Annotated in this window: 13 protein-coding genes and 2 tRNA genes; 4 read left to right on the forward strand and 11 right to left on the reverse strand. The window is 51.3% G+C overall.

Features of this window, described 5'->3' with window-relative positions:
* Positions 1-10: 10 nt before the first annotated feature.
* The 3 genes from smc to Q4526_RS12625 form a co-directional block, all read right to left on the reverse strand.
* Positions 11-3,523: a chromosome segregation protein SMC gene (smc, locus tag Q4526_RS12615; protein WP_215977443.1), complete on the reverse strand. Its 3,513-nt coding sequence runs from the start codon at positions 3,521-3,523 to the stop codon at positions 11-13.
* A 367-nt stretch (positions 3,524-3,890) separates the two neighbouring features.
* The gene (gene ccmI / locus Q4526_RS12620; protein WP_215977444.1) at positions 3,891-5,138 is read right to left on the reverse strand and encodes a c-type cytochrome biogenesis protein CcmI; all 1,248 of its coding nucleotides are present in this window, start codon (positions 5,136-5,138) and stop codon (positions 3,891-3,893) included.
* Positions 5,135-5,593, reverse strand: coding sequence for a cytochrome c-type biogenesis protein (locus Q4526_RS12625; RefSeq protein ID WP_215977445.1), 459 nt, complete (start codon positions 5,591-5,593; stop codon positions 5,135-5,137). Before Q4526_RS12625 ends, ccmI begins: the two co-directional genes overlap by 4 nt.
* Positions 5,594-5,764: 171 nt before the next feature.
* On the opposite strand from Q4526_RS12625, the gene Q4526_RS12630 reads away from it, so the two are divergent.
* Positions 5,765-5,840: transfer RNA gene (locus Q4526_RS12630), tRNA-Val, on the forward strand.
* A 12-nt stretch (positions 5,841-5,852) separates the two neighbouring features.
* A tRNA-Asp gene (locus tag Q4526_RS12635) sits at positions 5,853-5,929 on the forward strand.
* A 208-nt stretch (positions 5,930-6,137) separates the two neighbouring features.
* Here the strand turns inward: Q4526_RS12635 and Q4526_RS12640 are convergent.
* Genes Q4526_RS12640 through ccmA form a run of 7 tightly spaced genes read right to left on the reverse strand, consistent with a single transcriptional unit; the run spans position 6,138 to position 11,486 of the window.
* A complete protein-coding gene (locus tag Q4526_RS12640; protein WP_215977446.1) occupies positions 6,138-6,674 on the reverse strand; it encodes a DsbE family thiol:disulfide interchange protein in 537 nt (178 codons plus the stop codon).
* The gene (locus Q4526_RS12645; protein ID WP_215977447.1) at positions 6,674-8,665 is read right to left on the reverse strand and encodes a heme lyase CcmF/NrfE family subunit; all 1,992 of its coding nucleotides are present in this window, start codon (positions 8,663-8,665) and stop codon (positions 6,674-6,676) included. Before Q4526_RS12645 ends, Q4526_RS12640 begins: the two co-directional genes overlap by 1 nt.
* Positions 8,655-9,119 carry a cytochrome c maturation protein CcmE gene (gene ccmE, locus Q4526_RS12650; protein WP_215977448.1) on the reverse strand — a complete coding sequence of 155 codons (465 nt, stop codon included), beginning with the start codon at positions 9,117-9,119 and terminating at the stop codon, positions 8,655-8,657. The genes Q4526_RS12645 and ccmE overlap by 11 nt, the downstream gene beginning before the upstream one ends.
* 8 nt (positions 9,120-9,127) lie before the next feature.
* On the reverse strand, positions 9,128-9,343 hold the full coding sequence (gene ccmD / locus Q4526_RS12655) for a heme exporter protein CcmD (protein WP_215977449.1): 216 nt from the start codon (positions 9,341-9,343) through the stop codon (positions 9,128-9,130).
* Positions 9,330-10,103: a heme ABC transporter permease CcmC gene (gene ccmC / locus Q4526_RS12660; RefSeq protein WP_215977772.1), complete on the reverse strand. Its 774-nt coding sequence runs from the start codon at positions 10,101-10,103 to the stop codon at positions 9,330-9,332. Before ccmC ends, ccmD begins: the two co-directional genes overlap by 14 nt.
* Before the next feature lie 47 nt (positions 10,104-10,150).
* Positions 10,151-10,840, reverse strand: coding sequence for a heme exporter protein CcmB (gene ccmB, locus Q4526_RS12665; RefSeq protein ID WP_215977450.1), 690 nt, complete (start codon positions 10,838-10,840; stop codon positions 10,151-10,153).
* Complete coding sequence (gene ccmA / locus Q4526_RS12670) at positions 10,833-11,486, reverse strand: cytochrome c biogenesis heme-transporting ATPase CcmA (protein WP_215977451.1); 654 nt, start codon at positions 11,484-11,486, stop codon at positions 10,833-10,835. Before ccmA ends, ccmB begins: the two co-directional genes overlap by 8 nt.
* 174 nt (positions 11,487-11,660) lie before the next feature.
* On the opposite strand from ccmA, the gene Q4526_RS12675 reads away from it, so the two are divergent.
* Both Q4526_RS12675 and Q4526_RS12680 read left to right on the forward strand, forming a co-directional pair.
* Complete coding sequence (locus Q4526_RS12675) at positions 11,661-13,322, forward strand: flagellar hook-length control protein FliK (RefSeq protein WP_215977452.1); 1,662 nt, start codon at positions 11,661-11,663, stop codon at positions 13,320-13,322.
* Positions 13,319-13,615, forward strand: a complete 297-nt coding sequence (locus tag Q4526_RS12680; RefSeq protein ID WP_215977453.1) for an EscU/YscU/HrcU family type III secretion system export apparatus switch protein — start codon at positions 13,319-13,321, stop codon at positions 13,613-13,615. The genes Q4526_RS12675 and Q4526_RS12680 overlap by 4 nt, the downstream gene beginning before the upstream one ends.
* On the opposite strand, the gene Q4526_RS12685 is transcribed toward Q4526_RS12680, so the two are convergent.
* On the reverse strand, positions 13,575-14,357 hold the full coding sequence (locus tag Q4526_RS12685) for a hypothetical protein (protein ID WP_215977454.1): 783 nt from the start codon (positions 14,355-14,357) through the stop codon (positions 13,575-13,577). The genes Q4526_RS12680 and Q4526_RS12685 overlap by 41 nt on opposite strands.
* Position 14,358 lies beyond the last annotated feature (1 nt).

Below are 14,358 nucleotides of genomic sequence, written 5' to 3' on the forward strand. Positions count from 1 at the left end.
CGTAATGTTGTTAAATGGCGGCCAGCTCGGCCGCCTCGTCTACGTCGACGGTTACTAAGCGCGATACACCGGGTTCGTGCATAGTAACCCCCATCAACTGATGCGCCATTTCCATCGCAATTTTGTTGTGGGTAATATAAATAAATTGTACGTGCTCAGACATTTCTTCCACCATGCGAGCGTAACGGCCCACGTTGGCGTCATCCAGCGGCGCGTCAACTTCATCCAGCATACAGAAAGGCGCTGGGTTGAGTCTGAAAATGGAAAATACCAGAGCGATGGCCGTCAGTGCTTTTTCACCACCGGAGAGCAAATGGATGGTGCTGTTGCGCTTGCCCGGTGGGCGCGCCATGATGGCGATACCGGTGTCGAGTAAATCTTCGCCGGTAAGCTCTAGGTAAGCGTGGCCACCGCCAAACACCTTGGGAAACAGTTCTTGCAAGCCGCTGTTGACCTTGTCGAAGGTTTCTTTAAAGCGGGTGCGGGTTTCGCGGTCAATTTTCTTAATCGCGTTTTCCAGTGTTTCCAGCGCTTCTAGCAGATCTTCATTCTGAGCATCCAAATAGTTTTTGCGCTCAGACTCAGACTTGTACTCATCGATGGCTGCCAAGTTAATGGCGCCTAGGCGAGATATCCGGTTTGCCAACTGTTCTAGCTCGGCCTCTAGCGGTTGCATCTCAGCGTCTTCAGCTAAGTTTTCTAGCAGGCTGTCCAGATCGAAATTATCTTCAGCCAGTTGATCGGCCAAGGTTTTGCGCTGTACTTCGAACGTTTGTGCGGCCAAGCGCTCTTGCTCTAGATGCGAGCGAACGGCTTGCACTTCTTGCTCGGCGCGGTTGCGCGATTGTTCTGCTTCACGCAGGTCGTGCTCTACAGTTTCTAGGGCGCGGCGTGATTCGGTTAACTCTTCTTCGACGGCAATGCGTTTGGCCAGCGCGGCTTCCAACTCTAGTTGATTGTCTTCGGCCGGGTCGCGATTTTCGCTCATGGATTCGGCGAGTTGTTCGCGCCGCTCTGCCAGTGTTTCTGTTTGCTCTTCCATGCGCGCAATATTGAGCTTGATGCTGTCAATTTGCGTATTGAGTGACGCGGCGCGCATTTGCAGCTCGTGCGCTTTGTCTTTGTCGTGACGAGCTTTTTGGCGAGCGGTGTCGAGTTTGGTACGATACTCGTCGCGACGAGCCAGTAAGGTTTCGCGCTCCTCAGTATCGGCTTCCATCGCTTCGATGGCATCACTTAAAATGGTGCGCGCTTCGGCGAGTTGTTCTGCCTCTTGCTCCATTTGTTCGCGTGCGTCGGCAATGTCGCCTTGTAAACGCGATTTGCGCTGGCCCAGTTGCTCGGCTTTTACTTGAGTGGCGCTAATGTTTGAGCGCAACTCACTGTGCCGTGCGTTTAGGCTGTCTTGTTCACGTCGATGTTGTTCGCGTGCCGCCTCAGTCGATTTAATGGCCTCGCGGTTTTGTTCGAGCTGCTCGGCAAGCGACTCTACTTTTTGTTCGGTTTGAGCGATCTGCTCGGCCAGAGTTTCTAGCTCTTGTTTGCGGGCGATAACACCGGCGCTGGCGTCAATTTCTCGGGCTACTTTTATCCAGTGAGCGCTGAGCCATAGGCCGTCTTTGGTGACGACCGATTCGCCGCTGCTCAGTGTGGCACGAATGCCCAGTGCATCGGTTAAATTGTCGGCAATATAAATACCCGCCAACAATCCGTCGGTATCCCAATTGGCGTCAACTTGGCTGGCCAGTGTTTCGGCTTTGGTGTGGCTGGGGCTGTCGGTACGGACTTTGGTGTCCAGCAGAATTAACTCGCCCTGCTCTAACCCCTCTAGGGTATTGACCACGCCATCTGCGCCCTCGACACAAACCGCTTGCAGGGTGTTGCCCAGAACGGTTTCCAGGGCTGTGTCCCAGCCATTGCGAGCGCTAACCTGCTCGGCTAGGCGCGGAGCATCCACCAACGCATGGGTTTCTAACCATTCGGTAATGGTTTTGTTCTTTTCGCCTAAAGCGGCCTGTTGCAACGCTTCGAGGGAGGCGTGACGACCACGCATGCTCTGTAAATCACTGCGCTGGCTGTCGAGCTGGTCGGTGAGCTGTTTGTTTTCGTTGCGCGTCTGCTCAAGGCGATCGAGAAACCCCTCGCCTTTTTCGCGGGTGCTTTCCAGTTCAAGCTCAAGTTCGGCCATGGCTTCGCGCAACAGTTCGACTTCTTCACCGGACTCTTGGTCTTCACCTAGCGCGCGTTTCTCTTCATCGAGCTTTTCAATGCGCACTAGCAATCGCTGCTGAACTTGCTCAAGGTGCTGAATGCGCGATTGTTGGACTTCGGCCCGCTGGCGTGGTTCTGCCGCGCGCTGGTTGAATTGGTCCCAATCGTTTTGCCAGTTCTGCATAAGCTCTTCAGCCTCATGCAGCAGGTCACCTGAGGATTCTTCGGCCGCTTCGATTAATTCCAGCTCGGGTTCTATCTCAAGCAGTTCTGCCTGCCAGAGTTGCTCGCGATCGCGGTCGGTTTCGAGCCGGTCTTTAACTTCGCGAGATTCCTGATCGGTGCGCTCAAGATCGGTTTGCAGTTGGCGGTTGCGCTCTTCGGCGTGTTTGATGCTCTGCTCAACCCGGGCAATATCGGCGCCGATGGCATAAAAGCGCCCCTGCACCTCATTGAATTTGTCGCCTAAATCGGTGTACTGAGCTCGGTATTTTTCAATTTGAGTGTCTTTGTTGACCTGGTCGGTCACAAAAGACTCCATTTTGATTTCGAGATCGCGAATGCCCTGCTGCTTACCCTGAGCCTGCTGATCAAGATTGCGGTACTTAAGCGCTTGCACTTGTGCCTTGAGGCTGCGCTCTTGCTTTTTAAATTCGGTATATTTTTCCGCCGCTTGGGCCTGACGCTCCAGGCGAGACAGCTGGCGTTCAAGCTCATCGCGGATATCGGTTAGGCGCTCAAGGTTTTCTTGAGTGCGGCGCATACGGTTTTCGGTGTCGCGGCGGCGCTCTTTGTATTTTGATATGCCGGCGGCCTCCTCGATGTAAACCCGCAGCTCTTCGGGTTTTGCTTCGATAAGGCGCGAAATCATGCCCTGTTCAATAATGGCATAACTGCGTGGGCCGAGGCCGGTACCCAGGAAGATATCGGTAATATCGCGGCGGCGGCACTTGGCGCCGTTCAGGTAGTAAATATTTTGGCTGTCGCGGCTAACCTTGCGCTTGATGGAGATTTCAGTAAAGGCGGCGTACTCGCCTACCAAAGTGCCATCGCTGTTGTCGAAGACCAGTTCAATGGAGGCTTGGCCGACGGGTTTACGCCCACCAGAGCCATTGAAAATGACGTCCGTCATGGACTCGCCGCGCAGATTTTTGGCCGAGGACTCCCCCATCACCCAGCGCACCGCATCGATAATGTTGGACTTACCACAGCCGTTAGGGCCTACCACGGCGCCTAGATTGCTGGGGAAGTTAACTGTAGTGGGGTCTACAAAGGACTTGAACCCCGCCAATTTAATACATTTTAACCGCATAGGTCCTTGTCACTCTTATACGTGCCTGATGGCCACCGGGTTTCTTAGGTGCGACAAAGCTCAGGTTTTTTACATCCCTGTTGGGTGATGTCCTGCGCCACTGGCTCTTAAACCGTGCCCAAGTAAAGCTGGAAATTTTACACGCTTGAGAAGCGCTTTACACCCGCGTGACGCCTCAATTTACAAAGAAATCAATGCTTTCGCGCAATTGAGATCACAATCGCATAAAAAGTAAACAAGTGGTTGGCCCATATTGGGCTCTGCGGGGTGTGAGTGGCGGTAAATTGAATGCAGCAGAAGACGTGGTGCGCGGACGCGGCAAGATTTGTGGCACTCAGCCCAAGGCCTCAGCGCCACTATCACTGAGCTATAGCGTCTGGTCGATAACGACCTGAACTGGGTCTGCGAGCTTGCTCATGTCGACAGGAGCGGTACTCCCCTGTAAATCGCCAGGTTGCGGTGCGGCTGTGCCCGCCAGAGAAACCCGCGCGACCACTTCCAATGGGCCATTGGCGTGCAAACGGCTCTTGGTTGTCATGGCCATAGTTTCATCAAGAATAATTGACAAAGGAAACTCTGTCAGCTGCAAGCGTTGTACTGCAAGGGGCATGGGGCTGCCGTTGTGCTCACGCACTAAGACAAACACAGTTCCGGAGTCCGGCAAGCTAAGATTGGGCGCCAATGACACCTCAATCGGCAACTTCCAGGTCGCGTTTGTTTCAGTATCAGGCTCTGTGCCCAATTCCTGCTTGGCCCGGTTAATACCGGCCATCAGTGCCTGCCTGCCCGAGGCACCCACGGGGGTTAGATCCACCGCTGACTGCCAGTGTTCAATGGCCGCCGCATAATCCTGAGAGCTAAAAGCATTAATTCCCGCCAGACCGAGGGCTGTGGTGTCTTCGGGGTCAGACTCTAGGGCGCGTTCGATTAAAAAACGAATCTCGTCGGTTATTTGATTGTCTTCGACAAAGAACAGTGCTTGCGCCAGCTGGGAGGCAATTCCCGGATCGTTGGGCGATATGTCATAAGCCCCCCGAAACCCCTCAACCGCTAATTCGTAGCGCCCGACCTGATTGGCATAGCGCCCCAATAAATACCAATATTGAGGGTTGTCGCTGCGAGTTTTGACGCGCTCTTGCAGCAGTTCGATCAGCTCAGTGGTGGGCCCGATATCGGGCTGGCGGCCGGCTTGCATGGCGGCGACATTGTGTTCTGCCACGCGCTTTTGTAATTTTACAAAAAGTGCATCACCGATAGAGCCTTGTGCCAGGTAAAGCCAAACACAAACGCCTGCCATGATTATTGCGCTTACCGACAACACCCACAAGCCACTACTGTGGGCACTAGAGCGTCGCTCAGTGCTGTGGTCCGAGAGCAGGTTTCGTTTTAACTCTGTCACCAGTTTTAGGTGCTGCTCCTGATTAATTCGCCCCCGATCCAGGTCTGCATCAACCTCTTTCAGGTGTTCAAGGTATAAGGCGATGTTCTGCGCTTCACGCTCTTGTTCGCCAATGTGAACAGCATCGCTGCTGCGCCTGTGGCGACACAGAGGCCAAAGCAGTGTTATCAGGGCAATGAGTAATAGTGCAGCTGCCCCAAGCATAAAAAGTGTCATTGGCTTTCCTTGTTATATTTGGCCAACATTGAGGCAATTTTTGCCTCGTCCTCATCGGTAAGTGGCGTCGGTGCTGTTTGACGGCGGCGCACCATGCGCCAGAGCACTAGAGTGCCCAGTACCAACAAAAGCGCTGGGGCTAACCAGAGCACCGCTGTTTTCCACTCCAGAGGGGGTTTGTACAAAATATAGTTGCCGTAGCGGCGAACCATGTCATCTACGATTTCCTTATCGCTGCGCCCGGCCAGGATTTGCTCGTACAAATCCTGGCGTAAGCTTTCGGCCACTAAAGAGTCCGAACCAGCCACGTTTTGATTTTGACACTGGGGACAACGCAGTTCTTGATTAAACTGATCAAAGCGCTCGCGGTCCACTGGGTCGTCGAATGAATAGATTTGCTCGGCTGTGGCTAAAACACTTAACCAGCACAGTGAAAATAGTAAAGCTAGACGCATGAAAATACCTTGTTTAGAGCTGTCCGGAGTATACCGCCCTGCCCGCTTCGACGCGACCCCACAAGCTGAGTGCCGATCAACATTTAAACAGCAATCAATAAATGTAAGAAATATGCAAAAAAGTAGTTGACCTGCCCTAAGTTTTCATTAGAATACGCATCTCCTGAACGGGGGTGGTTAGCTCAGCTGGGAGAGCATCGCCCTTACAAGGCGAGGGTCACAGGTTCGATCCCTGTACCACCCACCAATTCAGGATTGCGGACCGGTAGTTCAGCTGGTTAGAATGCCGGCCTGTCACGCCGGAGGTCGCGGGTTCGAGTCCCGTCCGGTCCGCCACTATTTAAAAAGGCTCCACTTTGTGGGGCCTTTTTTTATGCCCGTTGAAATTGTCTATGTTGGCAGACGAGACGATGAACCTTAGGCGGCGTTCAATTTAATCGTACGGGGCAATATGCCCACCGTGCAGAGTCTCAGTAAGCTACCCCACTCGTTCAGTTTTAAACGGCTCCTGCTAAGCCCGTAAAGCGAATGGAACACTAGTGCCTTATTGCCCAACCTGATTGTATTGGCTGTAAAGCGGCTCTAAGGTGTCTTGCCAGACGCGTTCATTGACGACGCCGATATGGCGATAGCGAACAATGCCTTGCTTGTCTACTAGGTAGGTTTCGGGGGCGCCAGTGACGCCTAGCTCTAGCCCCAGTTTACCGTCTTGATCGTAGAGGCTATAAAGGTAGGGGTCGTGTAATTCTCGCAACCACTTCTGTGCGGCTTTGCGATCATCTTTATAGTTCACGCCAACAATGTTGATACCCTCTTCAGACAGAGAGTTTAAGTATGGGTGCTCTGCTTTGCAGGCAAAGCACCAAGTGGCCCATACATTGAGCAAGGACACCTGTCCTGTTAAATCCTTGTGACTGGCACTGTGTTGCTCATTGGCAACCAAAGGTAAAGAGTACTCGGGCACCGGATTGCCGACCAGTGCCGAGGGCATTGCAGTTGGGTCAATGGATAATCCAACATAAAATAGAGGCAGCAGAATTAATACAATTAATAACGGTAAAAATAATTTAAGTCGCCCCATTACTGTGCCCCCGATATTGCTGTTGCGTTTGCTGGTGATTTTTCATCCGCCGTTCGAACTCTTTTGCGGTATCGTTTATCGATAACCGCGAGCATGCCACCTACTGCCATCAATAAAGCGCCGAGCCAAATCCAGCGCACAAAAGCATTGTAGTGAATCCGCATGGGACGGGTGTTGGGCGATATGTTTTCCGCCTCGCCTACGGCGATGTATATATCGCGCAAGAACCCAGGGGCAATAGCCACCTCGGTCATGATTTGCCCGCTGGCTAAATAGCGCCTTTTTTGTGGCTTAAACTCGCGTATCACCCGGCCATTTTTTCGCATAACGACGCGTGCTTCATCGGCAATATAATTAGGGCCTCGTACTTTATCTAACGATTCCAGCGTAAATTCGCGCTCCGCCACTACCACAGGTTGGCCAATACTCATGCGTACTTTTTGCTCATCGCTGTACTGGGTGGTATAGCCTACCCCTAATACGGTAAAGGCAATGCCAGTGTGGGCGATGATCATGCCCCAATAACTTAGGCTGTGTTGTTTTAGCCCTTTACTAAAACCCGCTTTATGGCTTGATTTAACCAGCAAATCGGTCCAGGTAGTGCTCAGCACCCAAACACCGACAAAGCTTACGGCAACGGCAATAGTTGTGTACTTGCCTAACAATAAAGGCACTAAAGCAGCCGCGCTTAGCGAAATGATAATCGGCGCTTTTATGTTGCGGCGAATGCTGTCGCCGGAGCTGCGCTTCCAGCGGCTAAAAGGTGCAATGCCCATCAGCAAACACACCATGGTGATAAACGGGGTGAAGGTTAAATTAAAGTACGGGGCCCCTACCGAGTATTTACCTAGCTTCATGGCATCGGCAATGAGTGGAAACAGCGTACCAAATAAAACGGTGAGCATGCTGATCATTAATAAAATATTGTTGGCCAGCAATAATGCCTCGCGCGAGAACAGGTTAAAACCCGGGCGGGATTTAACCACCGGCGCACGCAAGGCAAACAACAATAGAGACCCACCGACTACAACGCCCAAAAAGCCGAGAACAAACAAACCGCGATCCGGGTCGTTGGCAAAAGCATGTATCGAATTGAGCACCCCTGAACGCACCAGAAAGGTTCCCAGTAAGCTTAAAGAAAAAGCAAAAATGGCTAATAAAATCGTCCAACTTTTGAAAAGACCGCGTTTTTCAGTAACCGCCAGCGAGTGGATTAAAGCGGTGCCGACCAGCCAAGGCATAAAGGCGGCGTTTTCGACGGGGTCCCAAAACCACCAGCCGCCCCAACCCAACTCGTAATAAGCCCACCAACTGCCAAGCGCTAAGCCCAACGTTAAAAACGCCCACGCGGTGGTGGCCCAGGGTCGCGACCAGCGTGCCCAGGCAGTATCGAGCTTACCGGTTAGTAGTGCCGCAATTGCGAAAGCAAAGACAGTACTAAAACCGACATAGCCCATATAAAGTAATGGCGGATGAAAAATCAGCCCCGGGTCTTGCAGTAGCGGGTTGAGGTCAGAACCCTCCAAAGGCGCCATGGGCAAAATACGATCAAATGGATTCGAGGTGAGCAAAATAAATAAGGCAAACCCCGTGGCCACAAAACCCATTACGGCCAAAACCCGAGCCTGCATATCCAATGGCAGAGATCGGCTGAGCATGGCTATGGCAAATGTCCAGCCCGAAAGCATAAACATCCAAAGCAATAAAGAGCCCTCGTGGCCGCCCCATATAGCGCTGATTTTATAGTAAACAGGCATTAAGGAGTTGGAGTGACCGGCAATATAAGAGACCGAAAAATCATCGTGCAAAAAAGCATAACCCAAGCAGGCCAGCGCAATGCTGACCATTATAAACTGCCCGGTCGCCAGTGAACGGCCACTGTACATTAAGGTGGTGTTTGCGGTATAGGCGCCCCATAAAGGCAAAACAAACAGTACCGCGCTTAGGCCCAAAGCAATAATGAGCGCAAAGTGTCCTAACTCAGGAACCATAATTGGCCTCCTCGCAGCTCGCTTGATGCTGTTCGCCGTTATTCATCGCTTCGGCTACTTCTGGTGGCATATAAGTTTCATCGTGTTTGGCCAGCACTTGGTCGGCGTAGAAAACATTGTTATTGGACCAGGTGCCGTTTACGACAGCCGCTTCACCCTCGGCAAATAAATCGGGCAGTATTCCGTCATAAGCCACCTTAAGCCGGCCAGTACCATCAACCAAAGCAAATTTGACCAACAGAGAATCTGAGTCACGCACCACGGAGCCAGGCTCAACGCAGCCGCCCGCGCGCACCCTTACCTCTCGCGGTACTTCATTGGCACTGAATTTAGCCGGAGGGTAAAACAAATTAATATTCTCACTCAGCGCGTAGACCAGTAAGCCAATGGCCAACGAGGATAACGCCACAATGGCAAGCACGATGATTAAACGCTGCTTACGAACCGGATGCATATTGATACCTAAGTTTGGTTTTCTTGCTGGTGCTGGGACAGTTGCGCTGCGAGCACTGCTTGCTGCTGGCGTAACTTCTGAAGTTGGCGTTTGCGCAGCCATAAAGGGTGCACAATAAGCGCTGTTAATAAAACCAAGGCAATCGCGGTACAGCTCCACACATAAATGCCGTGTCCGCTCATGTGAATAAACTCTGCCAGTGAGTCAAATTTAAAGCTTGGCATGAGCTCCCCCTTGGTTTTTACCGGGCAATTGAGATAAGTCTTTTACCCATTGAGTGCGCGCTTCCCGCACAAGAATTTCATGGCGGGTATATAAAATAAGGGCCAGTGAAAACACACAATAATAGGCCACAACACAGATGAGCAAGGGGTACAACATACTGGCGTGAATGCTGCTTTCACCGGTAAATTTAATACTGGCCGGTTGATGTAAGCTGTACCACCAATCGACGGATTTATAAATAATAGGAACATTGACCGTGCCGACTAATGCTAACAGAGCACAAGCTTTATCGCCGGCATCGCGAGAAGGATAAATAGAGCCCAGCAATATAATGCCCAAATACAAAAACAGCAGTATCAGCATAAAAATATTGCGGGCATCCCACTCCCAGAAGGTGCCCCAGGTGGGATGCCCCCACAGCGAGCCGGTGATTAGTGTCAGTGCCGTTAAAACCGCGCCTATGGGGGCGGCTGATTTCATAACCATAAAAGGCAGTTTCATTCGCCATATAAGGCCAACAGCGCCGGCAACAGCCATTACGTAATAGCCGGCTAAGGCAACTACGGCGGCAGGCATATGAATAAAAATGATTCGATAACTATCGCCCTGCTTGGCATCGATGGGGGCAAATGCCAAGCCCCACACCAAGCCTGTTGCTAACAGGGCCAGGGTAAGTGGCATTAACCAAATTAACCAGCGACTGGATTTGTCGTAAAACCAGCGAGGGGATCCGAGCCTGTGAAACCATTGCCAAGCCAAAAGCATTCCTCCAACTCTTAGGCACCTATAATGTTAAAGGTGTTTTCTTATTGATTGGTTGATATTTTAAGTGCCCCGGCAATGGCCGGTGGCATAACAATTAACGCTATCGCTAAACCCGCAATTAAAAGCGCCAATTCGCGGTCAAAACCAAAACCGGCAACCGCACTCGATACGGCGCTAGAGCCAATAATCAACACAGGCAAATAGAGCGGCATAATAATTAGAGTCATCACCAACCCTCCGCTGCGTAAACAGACGGTTAATGCGGCCCCTAGGGCGCCAACCAATGTCAAAATTGCCGTGCCGGGTAAGAGTGTTAGCAGTAAAGCCCAGTAGCCATCAGCCGGAAGCGATAGCATTAATCCCAACATCGGTGCCATTAGAGTCAGTGGCAAGCCGGTACTCAACCAATAAGCGAGCACTTTGTATAAAACGATTAAATACAGGGGCTGGCTGGATAATTGAAACTGTGCCAGTGAGCCGTCTTCAAAATCTGTACGAAATAATGCATCAAGCGACAATAACGTGGCGAGCATGGCCATAATCCAGAGCATACCTGGGGCTACGGTTCCCAACAGCTGCTTGGAGGTCCCAATCGCCAACGGCAGCATGGTAATACCAATCAAATAAAAGATCACGGGGTTGACGATATCGCTGCGGTGGCGCCAAATAAGACGCATATCACGACTTAATATCGCACCGGCCCCGGTATTAGCTTCGTTCAACTCAGCCATGGGCGATATGCTCCTCAAGGCTTGGCTGGTAGCGCGACAAATCCAAGCTTTGCAGGTGTTCCAGCTCCACCGGCTGATGGGAGGTCAAAACTACGATGCCCCCGCGCTCGGTATGCTGCTGTAGCCTCTGAGCCAGCTTTGCCACGCCGGCTTTATCAATACTGGTAAAGGGCTCATCAAGCACCCACAACGATGCTTGGGTCAAATACAGTTGGCTCAAGGCCACACGGCGCCTTTGGCCAGCTGATAACTGGTGGCAATGTGTATCGGCATAAGCAAGTAAGTCGACCTCAATCAGGGCTTGCTGGATCGACGTATATGACGGTGCTGGGTGCAGTGAGCGGAGCCACTGGATATTTTCAGTAACGGTAAGATGACCCTTGACCGGCGTTTGATGCCCCAGAAAGAACAGAGATTGCTTAAATAATTGGGGGTTTAAGCTGATGTCTTGTGCTTGCCAGAGAATCTGACCCGTGGCGGGTTGTCTTAGGCCACAGAGGGTGTGTAATAAAGTGGTTTTGCCCGCGCCGTTAAAGCCTACCACTTGTAACAAGGTGCCAGATTTACACTCATAGCTGAGATTGTTGAACAAAATTCGTTCATCTCGCTCACAGCTGATATTATTAAAGGACAAACTGGCTAGCAAAACTGGCTTCCGTTGTTAGGAGTGATCTTTCGGGCATTAGTGCTCAACTTCGCTGGGCAACGGCCGACTATACCTATAACTGCGCGCTGATTATATAGTCCTTTGCGGCAAAAGTTTACCTAGGGCTGTACTCTCCAGTATAAAGATCTATTTTGAGAGTCTATCAGGATTCATATGCCGATTGATTTTACCCAGTTGCACGCCCCTGCCTCCGCGAATACGGCGGCCACTACGACCAGCACGACTCGTTTGTTGTCCAACCTGTCATTGCGTGTTGGGCAACCGGTAGCCGCTGAGGTGACGGGGGTCCGTGTGTTGACCGGGGCCGAAAAGCAGCTAATGCAAGCTCAGGCAAGTTCAACTGGGGCCAGGCCAAGCAGTAACGCACTCAACGCCATTAAGCCGGAGTTGGCGACTAGCCTGTTGCAGCAATCCTCCCTCAAATTGGTCAATGTCAAAATCCAAGCTCAACAGGTCGCGCTGTTGAGCGCCCTGCCCTTAGCAAAGGGGGATAGCGTTTGGGTGAATCGAGTTAACCCACAGAAGTTGGAGATAATGAGTGAAAATGGCAAGCCGGTAATGGTTAATCCTCAATCGGCGGGCCCCAAGCAAGGCTCAACCACCGCTACAGCTTCGGTTTTGGGGCAAATGAGTCGTCCCGAGGTGGCCGCGGTACAACAAACCTTACGGGAAATTCTACCCAGGCTGCAGGGCGTAAGCCTTGAGCAGCAAAGCCAAAGCTTGCAGTTGCTCAGTAAATTGTTGCCCCACAATAAGCTGGCCAATGCGATTAACGAATCTTTAAAGGCGTTAGACAAGCAAGCGGTGCCCATTGAAGTGCTTAGGACTGCCCCACAGAACATAGCTGGTGTGGCTATTAAGCAGGCAGTTAACAATAGCGGTACTTTTTTTGAGGCCAATCTAATGAAGCTGTTGACTGGTGCTCAGGGTAAATCCACCGAGCTTCTGCTCAACACGGATCGCAAAGCCATTTTGCTTAATTTGGCGCGGCTTACGGGCGCTAATAACCTAGCAGCCTCCACTCAGGCGGGCTCTATCGCGCAAGGCGCGGCCTCTCAGAGTACAAGCTCTGAATCTGCCAGTACGCACAGTCTGGCACAAATCATCAAATCATTAATGACTCCCAGTTCGACGAGCGCGGCCTCTACACCGGCCTCCAATGTGAATTCCAGCAACAATGCTGCATCACCGTTAACCGGTCATGCAGCACAAATGGCAAAAGCCAACTTATTAGAGGTAAACCGACTGCTGCCCAGTCTTTCGCAAGCGTTTTTGTCGGGAGTAACCGCAGCACCACAAAGCGCCGAGGCCGCAAGTTTACAAACGCAGCTTATGTTGTTGACCCATCAGTTGAGCTTAAATAGCCTGGCGAAAATTCGCGGCCAACAGTTAGGAGCGGATCCTGTCAATCCTAAATCGGCCGAATCAGTCGGCAGTAGCCAGCAATTTGCTGTTGATTTGCCCGTGCGCTGGGGCGAGCAGACTCAACATGCCAGAATAAGTTTTGAACCGGAGCGTGATAACGTCAACGATAAAACGTCCACTCAAGCCCATGCTTGGTTAGTAAAGCTGCATATTAACACCGAAGCTGTGGGCGATATTTACGTGCATATACGCTACTGTAATGAGCAGCTAGGTTTAGGGTTTTGGGCGCAAGATACATCGGTTTTACAAGAGGCCAAAGCCAAACTTGAGACGATTCGCCAGGCCATGCAATCGGCGGGACTCGCTATTACGCAGGTCAATTATTTTCAAGGTAAACCGGCAGGCAATAGTAATGAGCTGAGTTATAACCTGGTGGATGTTAAAACATGAATCGCAATGACGATAATGCCGAATTACTGCAAGCGGTTGCCTTGTATTACGACGGTGAGAAATCCCCCATACTCAGCGCTAAAGGTCGTGGCGATGTGGCGCAACAAATCATCGACATTGCCAACGAACATGAAGTGCCCCTGTGTGACAACAAATCCTTAGTGGATTTTCTGGTGACATTGGAGCTGGGTGAGGAAATACCAGAAAAACTCTATGTGGCAGTCGCTTATATAATTGCCTTTGCCTACGACCTTAAAGGCGTTGTTCCGGGTCAGCGTAACGATAGCGAATAATCACGTCTTGATCACCCCCTGTGCTGTCGGACAAGTTGGAGCGCCCGCGGTATTCCGTCAGGCGCTGCTGTTGATCAAAGCCGAGTGTAATCGAGTCGACAAACATTGCGAGAAATCGATTGCTCAGTGCCATTTCAAAGCAATGGTTTGCCTGCATTCGCGCTGGGCACTTTTTCTGCCGCGCGGCTAAACGAGCGTTAGTTGCTCGGTTGGGCAGTGCAAAGAAAAAGTCGATGCTCTGCCCTGCCTGCAATGCCGACCAATTGTTTCGAATAACGGCGGTAAAGCCGGCATCCACTACTTGATTCTTTTTACGCTCAAGCGTGGCTCGTTCAGCTTGCGGGCCAGATTTCAGATACAACTCAACATTAGATGCGTTGACTTCTACCCGTTTGCTAATCTGATGTCGCTGATCTTCAAAAATAAAACTTGGTGTTAATCGCCCCGTTGCGTAATCGAGAACTTTTTCTGCAATTAACTGCTCCGAGTGGTTGGTATAGAACACCTGCACCTGATTATCTGTCAGGAAGTAGTAGTCTTCGCGGTAAAGCCACGGCGCTTGAGTGTCGCTATTATCTGACATGGTATAGGCAAAACCACTGATCGCCGGAATTTTTTCATCGGCTTCAGCAGTACTGATGTTCAATGTTGTCAGAACCATTAAAAGCAGTAAGGTGGTACCTGCCCAACCGAGCAGCTTAAGCAGTGGATCTGTGTTAATCAGTGGTTGCAATTTGACCATA

Origin of the sequence: Gilvimarinus sp. 2_MG-2023 (assembly GCF_030547685.1) — a bacterium.
GTDB lineage: Bacteria > Pseudomonadota > Gammaproteobacteria > Pseudomonadales > Cellvibrionaceae > Gilvimarinus.

What these genes read in the sequence shown, in the direction of transcription:
- ccmB (WP_215977450.1), bottom strand. Translation starts at nt 10,840, where the DNA reads ATGGCTGAGTTGAACGAAGCTAATACCGGGGCCGGTGCGATATTAAGT.
- Q4526_RS12645 (WP_215977447.1), bottom strand. Translation starts at nt 8,665, where the DNA reads ATGGTTCCTGAGTTAGGACACTTTGCGCTCATTATTGCTTTGGGCCTA.
- ccmD (WP_215977449.1), bottom strand. Translation starts at nt 9,343, where the DNA reads ATGCCAAGCTTTAAATTTGACTCACTGGCAGAGTTTATTCACATGAGC.
- Q4526_RS12680 (WP_215977453.1), top strand. Translation starts at nt 13,319, where the DNA reads ATGAATCGCAATGACGATAATGCCGAATTACTGCAAGCGGTTGCCTTG.
- Q4526_RS12685 (WP_215977454.1), bottom strand. Translation starts at nt 14,357, where the DNA reads ATGGTCAAATTGCAACCACTGATTAACACAGATCCACTGCTTAAGCTG.
- ccmE (WP_215977448.1), bottom strand. Translation starts at nt 9,119, where the DNA reads ATGCATCCGGTTCGTAAGCAGCGTTTAATCATCGTGCTTGCCATTGTG.
- Q4526_RS12625 (WP_215977445.1), bottom strand. Translation starts at nt 5,593, where the DNA reads ATGCGTCTAGCTTTACTATTTTCACTGTGCTGGTTAAGTGTTTTAGCC.
- Q4526_RS12675 (WP_215977452.1), top strand. Translation starts at nt 11,661, where the DNA reads ATGCCGATTGATTTTACCCAGTTGCACGCCCCTGCCTCCGCGAATACG.
- smc (WP_215977443.1), bottom strand. Translation starts at nt 3,523, where the DNA reads ATGCGGTTAAAATGTATTAAATTGGCGGGGTTCAAGTCCTTTGTAGAC.
- ccmI (WP_215977444.1), bottom strand. Translation starts at nt 5,138, where the DNA reads ATGACACTTTTTATGCTTGGGGCAGCTGCACTATTACTCATTGCCCTG.
- Q4526_RS12640 (WP_215977446.1), bottom strand. Translation starts at nt 6,674, where the DNA reads ATGGGGCGACTTAAATTATTTTTACCGTTATTAATTGTATTAATTCTG.